The organism is Acinetobacter sp. Ac_3412, assembly GCF_013072675.1.
Lineage (GTDB): Bacteria > Pseudomonadota > Gammaproteobacteria > Pseudomonadales > Moraxellaceae > Acinetobacter > Acinetobacter higginsii.
The window spans coordinates 275254-288577 of record NZ_LXUJ01000011.1 but is presented as its reverse complement, the minus strand read 5'-3'; the positions used below and the strand labels follow the sequence as shown (position 1 = coordinate 288577).

The window sequence follows — 13324 nt, the reverse complement described above, 5'->3', positions numbered from 1 at the left end:
ACTATTTTCCTCCTTGCGCAGGTGGAGTAGCTGTTGTTTGAGCCGTAGCTGCGACCGCAGCATTATTTGTTTGCTCATCCGCCCCAACATAACGATATGTTTTTGCTTTAACCGTATAATTGACAACAGGAATGTCAGATTTTTTCTGTGTATCTTCTTTTGCTTCAACCGTAAAATCATGCAAGGTCACGATACGCGGTAAAGCGGCAATGCCTGTCACAAAGGCACCAAAAGCATGATAATCGCCTGTCGCATCAATACTGATTGGCTGCTCAATAAAGAATTCTTGCTTAACTTCACTCTCAAGACGAATATTTTTAAATTTCAACCCTGAGTTCACACCGGTTAAGTTTATATCCTCAACCAAGCTTGGAATTTCAGTCTCTTTAGGCAGTTGCTCTAACTGTTGGTTAAAGTTAGCTTCCATTTCTTGCAGTTGCGCTTGATATTGTTGCAGATTACGCAATTTTGAATCTTTTTCTTTAAACTCATTCAACAAACTTTGTTCTTGAGCTTCGGCGTTTGCAATCGATTCAAGCTGAGATTTAATCACCACAAAATAACCCAATGCTGCAACCGCCAAGAAAACAAAAATCCAGCAGGTAATTTTGACCGATAATGGCCAACTACCATAGTTATTCATATCCAGCGTATTAAATTGCTGAAAGAATTGGTCTACCGTCATTTTCTTTTTCTTCACAGCAACGGTGTCTTGATTTAAATCATCCGATTTATCTAACTTCATTTTGTCACCCCTACTGCCCCTGATGCTGCAACGTCTGACGTTGGTGCAGCCTCAGCAGTTGTCCCGATTTCACCTAAATCTACAGTGACAACAAAGCTTCCATAATTTTCCTCAACACGAGGCACCAAAGAACTTGCTGTTTTGTCTTTATTTTTGTTTTCATCCACGGCAAGGAAGGAATTCATAAAGGCATTACGATACCAAGGAGAGGCCTCTAAATTACGTAGAAGTTCCGCCACCGTATTTGGGCTTTCAGCTTTACCTTCAATCGTGAATTTATCCCCTGTACGACTAAACTTGGTTAAATACATGGTTGGAGGAGTGACTCGAACCAATTCATCGACCAAACGTACAGTAACAGGACGTTGTCCTTGTAGACCTTGAATCAGCTTCATACGTTCAATAATGGCATTACGTCGTTCTTGTAAACCATCCAATGCTTTTAATTGGGTATCTAAATTCTGGTTGGTACTCACAATCAGTTGATTGGCTTGCTCCTGATCATTCAATTTGTGATCAAAATACATCCACCCCGAAAAAACTGATGCAACCCCTAATGCAGCAACCCCAACACAAAATGCGACAAACTGTTTCTTTCTTTGTTCTCTTAGCTCATCACGCCAAGGGAGTAAGTTAATCTTTGCCATTAATCAAAACTCCTCAATGCCAAACCACATGCAACCATCAAAGAGGAAGCATCGTTTTCAATTTTTTTAATATCAATTTGGGGAGAAAAACCCATTTGTAGAAATGGATTGGCAATGGTGACACGATAACCGAGTTTTTGTTGTAATAGCTTAGCTAGGCCTGGAATATTGGCATTCCCACCAGCCAGTAAAATATGATCAATTTCATTGAATTGAGAAGATGAAAAGAAAAATTGGAGTGAACGCGCAGCTTGTTGTACGACGGCGTCCAAGAAAGGTTCTAGGACTTCTGTGTCATAGTCATCGGGCAAGGTTCTTTCTTTTTTAGCACGACCAGCTTCTTCAAAAGAAAGGCCATAGCGACTTTGCACATCTTGGGTCAATTGGCGGCCACCAAACACTTGCTCACGTGTATAGATGATCTTGCCTTTTTGCATGACAGATAAGGTCGTCATGGTATGACCAATATCCAAAATGCCCACCGTATTTGCGCCCATTGGTAGCGTATCTGCAAACACACTGAACGCACGTTCCATAGCATAGCTTTCAACTTCTGCAATTTTTGCAGTTAAACCCGCCAGTTCAAGCACTTCTACGCGCGTGTCTACATTCTCGGTGCGCGTTGCAACCAAGAGCACATTTACCCGGTTTGGATTGGCCAAACGATCAGGTAAAACTTCAAAATCTAGGCTCACTTCATCTAATGGGAACGGAATGTATTGCTCAGCATCCATACGAATTTGAACTTCTCGTTCTTCATCCGTCATGTCAGCATCCATCTCGATGATCTTATTAATGACCATCGATGTCGGTACTGCAATCGCAACATTCATGGTGTGAGGATTTGCAAGGTTGACCACTCTCTCAAGCGCATCCCCTACCGCCTCTGGATTCAGTATGCTTTTTTCAACCACGCTGCTTTCAGGCAATGGCATCACTGCATAACTTTCAACCCAATATCTACCGTTCTTTACAGAGAGCTCCAATAATTTAACAGTTGTCGAACTAATATCGACACCCGTTAACCCCTTATTTGGTTTACGATATAACCTGAGCACAGTACTTTCCTATTTATTTTTTTATCCCCAAAAATACAACACACTAATTTGTTTTGGTCTTTAATTGCTACGGATACAATAACTCATCTAACAATCCGCATGTCTAAAGGATATACTGACCACAATTAGTTTGTCATTCGCTCTTATTAAAACTTACTTATTATGAAAAAGCTATCCAGTTCTGGTATTGTTCGCCCATTTTTTTTGATCATTATTATTATCTTAGTCTCACTTCCAATGGGATTTTATGGCATGTATCTCTATCTCGCACCTTCATTGCCAGATATGAGTTCACTTAAAAAAGCGCCTTTACTAAAACCATTGCAAGTTTACACGGCAGATAATCAGTTAATTGCAGAATATGGCGGAAAATTATCCATTCCAGTTAAGTATGAGCAGATTCCTCCAACCTTTATTCATGCTTTTTTAGCAGCGGAAGACTCATCCTTTTTTGAACATAATGGTATTAGTTTTAAAGGGCTTGGGCGAGCACTTACTGAATCTGTTACAGGGTCTGATGTCCAAACTGGGGGCTCAACCATTACCATGCAGGTGGCAAAGAACTATTATTTAAGCCCAGATCGAACACTTCGACGCAAACTAACTGAAGTGTTTTTGGCACGAAAAATCGAGCAAAACTTAACAAAACAAGAAATTCTAGCGGCCTATGTGAATAAAATTTTCTTAGGTAAAAATGCCTATGGTATTGCTGCTGCGGCACGTGTCTATTACAACAAAAATATTGGCGAGCTGACCACAGCACAAATGGCAATGATTGCAGGTCTACCTAAGGCACCTTCAAAATATAATCCAGTGGTTAATCCTGAGCGTGCACTTGAACGTCGCAACTGGATTTTAGGACGTATGTTACAACTGGGCTATATCAACCAAAATCAATACCAACAAGCTGTTGCAGAGCCCATCAACTTAAATATGATTGATCGTTCGGTCAGCAACGTATTCCCCTATGTCGGTGAAATGGTTCGTTCAGAACTGGTTGAACATTTTGGTGAACAAGCGGTTGACTCAGGTTATAAGGTATACACGACCGTTGACAGTAACCGTCAACGTTATGCTGAACAATCCATTCAAGATGGCTTAGAAGCTTATGATCGTCGTCATGGCTGGCGTGGTCCCGAAGCACATGACAAACCACTCAAACAATTTATTGCTTATGCAAACACTTATCCTGCTCAAGTGGTCAAGGTCAATAACAATTCTTTTGATGCCTTGATGCAAGATGGTTCAACAGTAACGGTCAACTGGTCAGGGATGTCATGGGTTCGCCCGTACCGCAATGCCAATAGCGTCGGTGGAGCACCTTCGAACGCCTCACAAATTGTCAAAGTCAAAGATATTATTCGTCTACGCCCAAATGAAGGCAAAACGGTTTGGTCTTTGGTTCAAGTTCCAAAAGTCCAAGGGCAACTGATTGCAATTAATCCCAATGATGGCGCAATTGAAGCTGTTGTGGGTGGTTATAACTTTTATCAATCTAAATTTAACCGTGCCGTACAAGGTTGGAGACAACCTGGTTCTACCATTAAGCCTTTTGTCTACGCATTGGCTTTGGAACGCGGCATGACCCCATACAGTATGGTTAATGACAGTCCAATTACCATTGGTAAGTGGTCTCCAAGAAACTCTGATGGCCGCTATTTGGGTATGATCCCTTTACGTCGTGCGCTTTATTTATCCCGTAATACCGTTTCAGTGCGTTTATTACAAAACGTGGGAATTGAACGTACCCGTCAACTATTTATGGATTTTGGTTTACAAGAAGATCAGATTCCACGTAACTATACCATTGCATTAGGTACACCGCAGGTACTGCCAATTCAAATGGCAACAGGTTATGCAACTTTTGCCAATGGTGGTTATCGTATTCAACCGCACTTTATTACACGTATCGAAGATGCGGCGGGTAAAGTGATTTATGAAGCAAAGCCTGAGTACGCGTGTATTCCATGTATCAGCAATCCAAATACCAAGGCCGAACAGCAAACAGTGAAAGCTGATGAATCTAAAGACAAGGTGACAGAAGTTAGCAACCAAACTTTAGATGAAGTCTCTGCTGCTTCTGAAGCACAAATAATGTCTGCTGATGCGGCACAAACAGCAAAAGCCAATAGTGATTATCGTCAAGCACAACGTATTTTAAAATCAAGCTCGGCTTACGATATGGCCAACATCTTACGCGATGTAATCCAACATGGTACCGGTCGAGCTGCACTTAAAATTGGTCGTGATGATCTCGGTGGTAAAACAGGAACAACCAATGATGCTAAAGATGCTTGGTTCGCAGGTTTTAATGGGAACTTAGTTGCAATTGCTTGGGTCGGTTTTGACCAACCGCGCACACTGGGTCGTCGTGAATATGGTGGCGTTGCTGCACTTCCAATCTGGACCAACTTTATGGGCAAATCTTTAAAAGATACCCCATCAGCTTGGGTGCGTTTGGATAAAGAAGCGAAAGATCCAATCTCTCGTGATAAGTTACAAATCCAGCAAAGCGAAGATAAAAAAGAATATCGTGCCTCTCCACCATTGGCTCGCCCACTTTATCGCCCTGCACCACCTGCACCAGTTCGCTCAACACAAAATGATTTCTCAGACCTCCCTGGAACAACACCAGTGACTGACGAGCAGCCTATTGTCCCAGCGAAAAAGCAACCGCCTGCAATGGGTTCAAATTCACAGAATCCACCGCCAAAAGAAAAGGATGGGATTGAGCATTTGATCAATCAAATCCAGTAAATAAAAAAGAAGCCATCACATTGATGGCTTCTTTCTTTTTTGGAATAGATAAATCTGAAAGGCGGCAGTCACTGCAAATTGCTGCGCTTGCTCAAGTACTTTGCGTCGTTCAGGGTTTGCTTTATAAGCATAAGGCGTCATCGCAATTAAATTCTTTAATGCTTGTTGATCCAACTGTAGCGGTGCTTCAACAATCTGTGCCTGTTTTAACTCAAACTGAGCATCTAGCTGTTCTACAAATTTTTGTGGTTCATGCAAATTCACTTGCTCAAACAATGCCTCACGTAAATCATAAAGATGTTTAGGTGCAGGTGTTGCCACAATTAGATAGCCATCATCACGCAAAACTCTAACGATTTCATCTTGTGGAATCGGACTAAATAGACTGGTACAAATGTCAATGGAATGATCTTGCACGGGTAAGGTTGCACCTGTTCCCACCACCCATATGACCTCTGCATTTAACTTTGCTGCGCGCTGGACGGCTGTTTTGGCAATATCCACACCGATACACTGTTGGGTATGTGCTTGCATGGCACTGGTGTAATAACCCTCACCACAACCAATATCTAGAACGGCTTGAGGTTTAAGTTGCTGTAGAATTTCAACTACAGCTTGCTGCAAGGGCTGATAAAAACCTGCTTGTAAAAATTCACGACGTGCCAGCACTGACTCAGGGGTATCCCCTGGACTTTTACTATGCTTATGCTGCACCACGTGTAAATTAACATAGCCCTGTTTGGCTACATCATAGTGATGTCCTTTTTCGCAACGCCAAGAATTCTCAACCAAATTCAAGGATTGGCGACAAACAGGACACATCAACAAACTCATCTATTTTCTCCAAACATAAAAAAAGCTGGTCAATACCAGCTTCTTTCTTGAATCTTGGTTTAACGTAATTTTAAGGTCATTAAGCCTAACACGACGAGGAAAATCGTGATAATCCAGAAACGAATCACAACCTGAGTCTCTTTCCAGCCTTGCTTTTCATAATGATGATGCAAAGGTGCCATCAGGAACACACGCTTATTCCGCATCCGTAATGAGCCGATTTGCAAGAATACAGAAATCGCCTCCATCACAAACACACCACCCATAATGGCAAATACGATTTCCTGACGAACCATCACCGCAATGGTACCAAGCATCGCACCAAGTGCCAAAGCACCGACATCGCCCATGAAGACTTGGGCCGGATGTGCATTGTACCAAAGGAAGGCCAAACCAGCACCAACCATGGCAGAACAGATCACCACCAATTCAGAGGTATATTTTACATAAGGAATATGCAAATAATTGGCAAAACGAATATCACCAGATAAATAAGCAAATACGCCTAAACCCGCTGCGACCATGACAATTGGCATAATCGCCAAACCATCCAAACCATCCGTCAAGTTAACCGCATTGGATGCGCCATTAATCACCAGATAAGTAAATGCAATAAAGGCTAAACCTAACGGCACAGCTGAAAGCGGGATAGAAAGATTCTTAAAGAATGGAATCAACAAATCCAACATATTGGCTGTATGCTCTATGCTGTCCTGTTGTTTTGCAATCACATACAGTGCAATACCAGCTCCCAAAGAGGCAACTGAGGTCCAGAAGAATTTTTTGCGTGCAGGTAAACCCGCATTGTCCTTATAACGAACTTTAATCCAGTCATCCGCCCAACCAACAGCACCGAACACCACCATGACACCAAGCACAATCCAAACATATGGATTAGATAAATCAGCCCAAAGCAAGGTGCTAATCCCAATGGAGAGTAAAATAAGAATCCCGCCCATGGTTGGGGTTCCCATTTTTTTGGCATGGTTTTCAGGCGCAAAAGAACTCACAGCCTGACCATATTTTAATGCTTGTAATTTACGAATCATCACTGGTCCTAAAACCAGTCCGATCGTCAAGGCCGTCAGTAAGCTCAACAAAGAGCGCAATGTTAAATAACGAACAACCTGAAACGAACTGTTATAGTCCGCCAATTGCTCAAATAACCATAACAACATTTAAATTTTCTCCATCAAGTCAGCCATCAACGTTTCCATGTGGGTATAACGAGACCCTTTGAATAGGAAACTCATTGACTGGGGTTGATGTGTTTGGACTAAATTAATTAAAAACGGTAATGCTTCTGCCTGTGTTGCAAAGGCATGTAACTTTTCTGAATGAGATGAACCTTTTTGCGCTGCTTCAGCGAATTCACCGACCACAACCAGATGCTCTAACGGTAACGATGCCAAGTCTCGGCCGAGATCATGATGCTCTTGCCAGCTACTGTCACCCAGCTCACCAATATCTCCCATCACCATGACTTTTAAGCCCTGTTGCTGCAAGAGCACCTGTGCTGCTGCACGCATAGAGGTCGGGTTGGCATTGTAGGTATCATCAATAAACAAATGATGTTGGTGTTGAATAAAGTTCAGACGCCCTTTGGCACCTTGTGCCTGCTCTAAACCTTGCACAATATCATCCAACGCAATACCAATTGCTAAAGCAAATGCAGTCGCTGCTGCTGCATTCTGTACATTGTGCGCGCCAGCAAATGGCAAATTCACTGCACGAATACCTTGTGGTGTATGCAAGTTAAATTGTGCTGATTGAGGATGAAGCTGAATATCTGTCGCAAAAATATCACCGCCTTCACCGAAACTGAGAATCGGATGTGCCTGTGCATTTTCACGAATCGTAGCTGCAAAATCATCTTGTGCAGGCACGATCGCAGTGCCTTGTGGCAAAATGTGCGCATAGATTTCTGATTTAGCGCAGCAAATACCTTCACGTCCACCAAACTCACCCAAGTGCGCTGTACCAATATTTAAAATCCCAGCCACATGTGGCTGTACCAGATTCGAGGTGTAATCAATTTCACCTTGATGACTGGCACCCAGTTCCATTACGGCATACTGATGCTCAGGGCGCAGCTCAAGTAACATCATCGGAACACCGAGATCATTATTCAGGTTGCCACGGGTAATCAAGGTCGGCGCCAAGCGAGATAAAATACTGCCCAACATTTCTTTGGTGGTGGTTTTGCCACTACTGCCTGTTAAAGCAATCACTTTGAGTTGTGAATTCTGTTGGCGACGATAAGCACCCAACTGCCCCAAAGCCAAACGCGTATCTTTGACAACCAACTGAGCAATATCCGCATCCACAGGATGATCAACAATCGCAATTTGGCACCCTTGTGCTGCTACTTGTGCGACAAAATTATGCGCATCAAAACGTTCACCCTTTAATGCAAGGAAAGCATCACCTGCTTCTGCATGACGTGAATCAGTTAAAATACGTTTAATTTCACCTTGCGGAAGCTTCTGTTGAAACCACTCGCCTTGTGTGGCCTGTTGTAATTGTTCTGCGGTCCAAGGTTGTAATGGAACAGTACTGGTCGTTGAAGTATGCATACGCTTTATTTACCTTTTAACCTTATTGCGCAGGATAGGCTGAATCGACAGGATGTGGCTGTGCATCAATCGCAGACTGCACCTCAACCACATCATCAAACCAATGGCGAACCCCATCAATCTCCTGATAGTTTTCATGTCCTTTGCCCGCGATCACCACAATATCACCTGCTTGGGCTTGCGCCACCACAAATTTAATCGCTTCACGACGATCATGAATTTCATGCATCTCATGTTCTGCGAAATTGATGCTTTGCTTCATATCCACAAAAATCTGTTCAGGATTCTCAGTTCGCGGATTATCCGAAGTCAGCACAACAGGATTGGCATGATCAAGTGCAGCTTGAGTCATGAGTGGACGTTTGCCACGATCACGATCGCCACCACAACCAAATACCGCCCATAATTGTCCAGTCACATGACGCTTCAAGGTCGTCAGCACTTGGATCAAAGCATCAGGTGTATGCGCATAATCCACTACGAATAGACGCTCAGCATCTTGAATGACCTGCATACGACCTGGTGCACCTTGGAGTTGCGGCACAAACTGGATCAAATCAGCCAAGGCAAAACCAGCAGACTCTGCTGCAATCAAACTTGCCAATAAATTCTCAACATTGAACTGCCCAAGTAATGGACTTTGCACCACATAGTGACCTGTCGGAGCAATGAATGTAAAACTTGCTCCACTCAAGCGATATTGCAAATCCGCAATATAATAATCCGCTGTCGTCTGAGTCAAAGAATAAGTCAGAATTTTCGGCTGTGCTGGATTCGCCTTCGCAGCGTCCAACATCAGATGTGCATGTGCATCATCCAAGTTGATCACTACAGCTTTTAAGGTCGTAAATTTAAACAATAAGGCTTTGGCTTCAGCATAAGCTTCCAAAGTACCGTGATAATCCAGATGGTCACGACTTAAATTACTGTACACCGCAATTTCAAGCTCACAACCATTAAGACGCCCTTGCTCCAAACCATGTGAACTGGCTTCCAGTGCAACAAAACTTGCGCCTTGTTTGGCATAGCCATGTAACGCATGCTGTAATTGTAGTGCATCCAAGGTGGTATGTGTGGATGGGGTTAAATTTGGCAGAATCCCATTACCCGTGGTCCCCATCACAGCGCAACCTTTGCCTTGTGAACTAATCAGCTCCGCAATGAGGCGTGAAATCGTGGTTTTGCCATTGGTTCCTGTCACCGCAATACCACGTAAAGGCTGAACAGGATCAGTCGCTTGTAAATACTGCTTCTGCCATTCGCCCATTTGATAACGGACATCAGCACAAACCCATTCGTTTGCGAGACCCAATGGTGCCTCACTGATTACGGCCAATGCACCTGCATCCAAAGCATTTTGTGCAAACTGGCGTGTTTTTTCAGGTTGGCTATAGCTATTTAAAGCAATAAAAATTTGCCCTTTCTCAACCTTACGACTATCCAAAGAAAAACCCTGAAAAGGATGGGTATACCAAGCCGCATCTATGCTGATCGGGTGTATCTGTTGAAAACGAATCGACATAATTTACCTACGGATTGGATTTTATAGAAGTATCAAGTGGTTTATCTAAAGGCACATTCAAAAGGCGTAAAGACTCTTGCATGATGCGCGCAAATACAGGCGCAGCAACCAAACCACCGTAATAACGGCCTTGTGGGTTTTCAACCACGACAATCATGGCTAAACGCGGATCGCTGATTGGCGCAACACCTGCAAATAAAGCACGATACTCACTGTTTGAGTAACCTTTACGGTCTGCACGTAATTTATGCGCTGTCCCTGTCTTACCCCCAACGCGATAGCCAGGAATCACCGCTTGTTTCGCAGTACCACCAGGCATGGTCACTTGTTCAAGCATTGTGAGGACTTGATCGGCAATTTTAGGACTCAACACCTGTGTGCCTTCTGGAGCCTTATCCAATTTTCGCAAACTCAATGGCATTTGTACGCCATGATTTGCCAACATGGCATAGCCTTGTGCAACTTGTAAAATTGTCGCATTCAAACCATAACCATATGCCATGGTTCCCAACTGCGATGGATTGAGCTTATCACCTGAATAGAGCAAACCAGAACTTTCACCCGGAAATTTCACCGCTGAACGATGGCCGAAACCTGCACGTCTAAAGAAAGATGGAACGGTATCTTTTGGTAAAGACAGGGCGATTTTTGCCGAACCGACGTTCGAGGATTTAATAATGACGCCTGAAACGGTTAAAGCACCATAGTTATGTGTATCACGAATGGTATGCCAACCTAAACGCATCGATCCCGGTGAAGTATTAACAATCGTATTTGGCGTGTATTTACCGCTTTCCAAGGCAGCAGCCACAGTAAATGGCTTCATGGTTGAACCTGGTTCAAACATATCAATCGCGCCACGGTTACGCATCGCATCTTTATTGCTGAGACCATTCTTATCGTTCGGGTTATACGACGGCCAACTGGTCATCGCCAAAATTTCACCCGTTTTGACATCAACCGCAATTGCTGTTGCAGAGCGAGCGTTATTGGCCACACCTGCAGCTGTCAGTTCACGGTACATAATATATTGCAAACGTGAATCGATACTCAGGGTAACATTTTCACCTGATTCAACTTCTTTAATGACTTCAGAAACTTTCAGACGATTACCCTTTTTATCGCGGATAATTTTCTGCTCGCCATCCATGCCTGACAACTGTTTATTCAGTTGCATTTCCAAACCTTCAATCCCCACCCCTTCACTATTGGTCAAACCAATAATCTGTGCATTCGGCTGCGGTTGTGGATAGTAGCGTTTATAACTTTTCTCAGCATAAACGCCTTGGAAATTACGCTTGGTAATCAAGTCAGCTTGTTGTGGTGGAATTTCTTTTTGCAAAACTAAATAACGTGAACGTGGACGTGCCTGCATTTGTTTCTTTAAATCTGCACGATCTACACCCACTGCATCTGCCAATTCATCTAGGTTCAAGTTTTTATCGGGCAATTGACGTTTTAATTTACGATTATTCGGGTCTTTTTTGAGTTCTGCCGTGATGTCATCAAATTGCTGTTTGGTTTCCCAATAATCTCTTGGGTCCATCACAATTTTCATGATCGGGGTACTAATCGCCAAAGGTACGCCATGGCGATCACTAATCACACCACGCATCGCCTCTAAACGCTCAGTCCTTAAAATATTGGCATTGGCTTTATTTTGCAAAAAGTCTTTATTGACCACTTGCACATAGAACGCACGCGCAATCAACACAACAAAACAAAGGAGTACCGTTCCCCAAAGCAGATAAAATCGCCACATATCCAAAGCAAGGGTCGGTCTTTCAGAAATAGACTGCTGTTTTTTTCGTATTGGTTTACTTCGCTTATCTGCCATACAGCATGCCTTATTTATCTTGCTTTGAAGTCATAGGTAAAGAAATCACAACCGTCTGCGTGGCTGGAGGTGAGAACATACGTAGTTGTGTGACTGCGCGAGAACCAATCTGTGCGGTTGCACCAAAGGTTTGCTGTTCAATCAATAAACGCCCCCATTCAGCGTTTAAATCATCTCTTTCACGCATATATGCACTCAAGTCACGATAATCATGACGGTATTCAAACACTTGAAATACCACCATCATCGCACTTGTAAACACCAATGCAACGAGTACAGCATACACAACAACCTTTTTCAGTCCTTTTCTGCTGCTTGGTTTTACGTCGTCATCATTCTTGTTGTTCATTCTCAGCCTTTTTGCTCTAAACGCTCAGCCACACGCAGCCATGCACTACGCGAACGAGGATTTGCTTTTACTTCTGCTTCACTCGCACGAATACGAGAAACTTTCTTTAAACGTCGAGTATCGACCTGTGCTTGAGGCATCCCCCAGCCCGTGTCTTCAGCCAAACTCGATTCTTTTTGAATAAACTGCTTGATTAAACGATCTTCCAAAGAATGAAAGCTAATCACTGCCAGCTGTGCAGTTGGTTTTAATAATGTGACAGCTTGCGGTAAAAATGTCTCGATATCATCAAGTTCTTTGTTAATGGCAATACGAATCGCCTGAAAAGTACGCGTTGCAGGATGCTTATGCTTTTCCCATTTTGGATGTGCGGTTTTAACCACTTCTGCCAGTTGGGCAGTCGTTGTCATTTCACCTGCCAGTTTAATGGCTTTGGCAATCCGACGGCTATAACGTTCTTCACCATATTGGTAAATAATATTTGCGAGTTTTTCTTCTTCAATTTCAAGCAACCACTCAGCTGCTGTTAGACCTTGCGAATTATCCATTCGCATATCCAGCGGCCCATTTTGCATGAAGCTAAAACCACGTTCAGCTTGGTCCAGTTGTGGTGATGACACCCCTAAGTCAGCCATAATGCCATCAACTTCAGTCAGACCAATTTGAGCTAACTCAGATTGAATATCTGCAAAACTGGCATGAATAATTTTAAAACGTGGGTCTTCTTGTTCTAATTGTGCTGCAACTTCAAGGGCTTGCGGATCTTTATCGAAGGCGTAAACACGTGCATTTTGGTCTAATTTTGAAAGTAACAACTTGGTATGCCCACCACGACCAAATGTCGCGTCAACAAAAATACCAGTATCGCGACCTGCCAATACGCCATCAACGGTTTCATGAAGTAAGACAGAAATATGCGACATAAGAAATGAATCAACAGCTGAAAATGTAACTGCACATTATCACCTTGTTTTATGCCAGCACCAAACGACTTTTTGT

Annotated in this window: 11 protein-coding genes; 1 reads left to right on the top strand and 10 read right to left on the bottom strand. The window is 43.1% G+C overall.

Features of this window, described 5'->3' with window-relative positions; genetic code table 11:
* Nucleotide 1 precedes the first annotated feature (1 nt).
* From A7P54_RS14120 to A7P54_RS14110, 3 genes are read right to left on the bottom strand one after another with little or no spacing between them, the layout of a single operon-like run.
* Complete coding sequence (locus A7P54_RS14120) at nt 2-745, bottom strand: type 4a pilus biogenesis protein PilO (RefSeq protein WP_171549961.1); 744 nt, start codon at nt 743-745, stop codon at nt 2-4.
* Nucleotides 742-1392 carry a PilN domain-containing protein gene (locus A7P54_RS14115; protein ID WP_171549960.1) on the bottom strand — a complete coding sequence of 217 codons (651 nt, stop codon included), beginning with the start codon at nt 1390-1392 and terminating at the stop codon, nt 742-744. Before A7P54_RS14115 ends, A7P54_RS14120 begins: the two co-directional genes overlap by 4 nt.
* Entirely contained in the window at nt 1392-2450 is a 1059-nt protein-coding gene (locus A7P54_RS14110) for a pilus assembly protein PilM (protein ID WP_004803903.1), read from the bottom strand. The genes A7P54_RS14115 and A7P54_RS14110 overlap by 1 nt, the downstream gene beginning before the upstream one ends.
* 162 nt (nt 2451-2612) lie before the next feature.
* Here A7P54_RS14110 and ponA point away from each other — a divergent pair, with 162 nt between their 5' ends.
* Nucleotides 2613-5207 (top strand): penicillin-binding protein PBP1a, encoded by a 2595-nt coding sequence (gene ponA / locus A7P54_RS14105; protein ID WP_171549959.1) that lies wholly within the window; start codon nt 2613-2615, stop codon nt 5205-5207.
* Nucleotides 5208-5222: 15 nt separating this feature from the next.
* Here ponA and A7P54_RS14100 read toward each other — a convergent pair whose 3' ends face one another.
* From A7P54_RS14100 to rsmH, 7 genes are read right to left on the bottom strand one after another with little or no spacing between them, the layout of a single operon-like run.
* Complete coding sequence (locus tag A7P54_RS14100; RefSeq protein ID WP_005201360.1) at nt 5223-6041, bottom strand: putative RNA methyltransferase; 819 nt, start codon at nt 6039-6041, stop codon at nt 5223-5225.
* 59 nt (nt 6042-6100) lie between these two features.
* Nucleotides 6101-7219, bottom strand: a complete 1119-nt coding sequence (gene mraY, locus A7P54_RS14095) for a phospho-N-acetylmuramoyl-pentapeptide-transferase (protein WP_004803897.1) — start codon at nt 7217-7219, stop codon at nt 6101-6103.
* The gene (gene murF, locus A7P54_RS14090) at nt 7220-8617 is read right to left on the bottom strand and encodes a UDP-N-acetylmuramoyl-tripeptide--D-alanyl-D-alanine ligase (protein WP_171549958.1); all 1398 of its coding nucleotides are present in this window, start codon (nt 8615-8617) and stop codon (nt 7220-7222) included.
* Nucleotides 8618-8639: 22 nt separating this feature from the next.
* Nucleotides 8640-10139, bottom strand: a complete 1500-nt coding sequence (locus A7P54_RS14085; protein WP_171549957.1) for a UDP-N-acetylmuramoyl-L-alanyl-D-glutamate--2,6-diaminopimelate ligase — start codon at nt 10137-10139, stop codon at nt 8640-8642.
* Between the two features lie 7 nt (nt 10140-10146).
* Nucleotides 10147-11976 carry a penicillin-binding protein PBP3 gene (ftsI, locus tag A7P54_RS14080; protein WP_004803891.1) on the bottom strand — a complete coding sequence of 610 codons (1830 nt, stop codon included), beginning with the start codon at nt 11974-11976 and terminating at the stop codon, nt 10147-10149.
* 10 nt (nt 11977-11986) lie between these two features.
* Nucleotides 11987-12325: a cell division protein FtsL gene (locus A7P54_RS14075; RefSeq protein WP_004803889.1), complete on the bottom strand. Its 339-nt coding sequence runs from the start codon at nt 12323-12325 to the stop codon at nt 11987-11989.
* A 2-nt stretch (nt 12326-12327) separates the two neighbouring features.
* A complete protein-coding gene (rsmH, locus tag A7P54_RS14070; protein WP_005185559.1) occupies nt 12328-13248 on the bottom strand; it encodes a 16S rRNA (cytosine(1402)-N(4))-methyltransferase RsmH in 921 nt (306 codons plus the stop codon).
* Nucleotides 13249-13324 lie beyond the last annotated feature (76 nt).